At 46.6% G+C, this 1,589-nt stretch carries 1 protein-coding gene; it reads right to left on the bottom strand.

The features are described from left to right. A partial coding sequence (locus A3739_RS12265; RefSeq protein ID WP_082878385.1) for a VCBS domain-containing protein occupies positions 1-1,589 on the bottom strand: 1,589 nt, incomplete at both ends.

Genomic DNA, 1,589 nt, shown 5'->3' with positions numbered 1-1,589 from the left:
TGTTGATCAGCCACTTTAATTTGAAACGCAAGTTCGTGCGTTTCGCCATCGCCCAAGCGTTGCGCCTTGTTTTGATTTAAGACAAAGGTCCATTTGCCGTTCGCATCAACCTGCATGCTCCCCCATGGTGATTGACCTCCTCCCACCAAAGACCAGGTGTGGGTATCCCCTTGATCTGGGTCGCCATGCTGAAGTTGACCTGTGACAGCATTTAATTGATCCTCAACCGCTAGACCTTGAACAACACCTTGAATATTGGGCTGTGAATTGGCGCCGTTAATCGTGACATCGATAACTTGCGTACTTACGCCTGAGCTCGCATCTCGCACTTCAACAGTAATGTGATCAATCATCGATTGACCACTCGCTAAACCTTGAACCGCAGGGTTGCTCACGTCTAAGGTGTACGTCCACTTGCCATTTGCATCCACGACCAATGTACCGTAGCTGCCGCCCGACTTAACGCTCCAAGTATGTGAATCACCAATATCGGGATCAACAGCGATCAGTTGACCAGTTGAGGTGCTCTGCGTTTCAGACATCGATTGCGTGGTCGTACCACTGATTTGAGGGACATCATTGGTACCTTCAACCGTGACAGTAATCACCTGAGATACAGTTGCACCGTGATTATCTTTACCCTGAATTAAGAAGGTCTCTGTGCGCGTTTGACCTTCTCTCAATGCATCAACATTGCTTGCATTCTCATTAATCTGATATTGCCAGTTGCCTTGCTGATCAATGGTAAATTGACCAAACAAACCATTCTGTGTTTTTGGAATGATCTCAACCGTATCACCCGTATTTGGATCGGTGATATTGGCTTTCGCGGTATGCAGACCTTTTACATCTTCTTTGACATCACCTGCTGTAACACCCGAAATAACAGGCGCTTTGTTCTCTCCCGTCACGTTTAGCGTTATGGCTTTCGTGCTGCTATCACCATGCTGATCCGTTACTGTAACCATAAAAGTTTCAGTGAGGCTTTGCCCTTTACCCAAGGCCAGTACGTCAGGATGATTCTTGTTTAAGGTATATTCCCACTTTCCGCTTGATGCATTTAGTTGCATCGAGCCATAGCTACCATTATTTCCGTTAAGAGACCAAGTATGCGTATCGCCTTGATCTGGGTCGCCACTTTGCAATTGCCCCTCTACCGAGCTTTCTGCATTTTTCATTGAGCCGTTTAGACGCCCCTGAATATCTGGAGCGTCATTAGTACCGGTGACGTCTATTTCAATCAAGACTGTGACTGCTTGCCCATTGCTGTCGACCATTGTCTTACCGAATTGATCGACAGGAATCACCATGAAGCTTTCTTTCGTTGTTAAACCTTCCGGCATACTATTTGCGACCTGACCATTTAAGGTATAAGTCCATTTGCCTGTAGTCTTATCGAAATTCATTGAGCCAAGCTGCCCTTGCCCACTGACAAGCGTCCACGTCACTAGCGTGCCATTAAATGTGTTTGGCAAAGAGCCTTGGTCTGTTACTTTGTTGTCTTCAATGGCTGCACCGGTATCAACGATCTGGCCGCTACTTACCACTTGGTTTTGCGCCGTCCCATCAATACTCATCACAATTTGTTT

The sequence above is a fragment of the Oleiphilus sp. HI0067 genome (assembly GCF_001635735.1).
The sequence above is the reverse complement of the archived record's forward strand: the minus strand, read 5'-3'. Positions and strand labels throughout refer to the sequence as shown.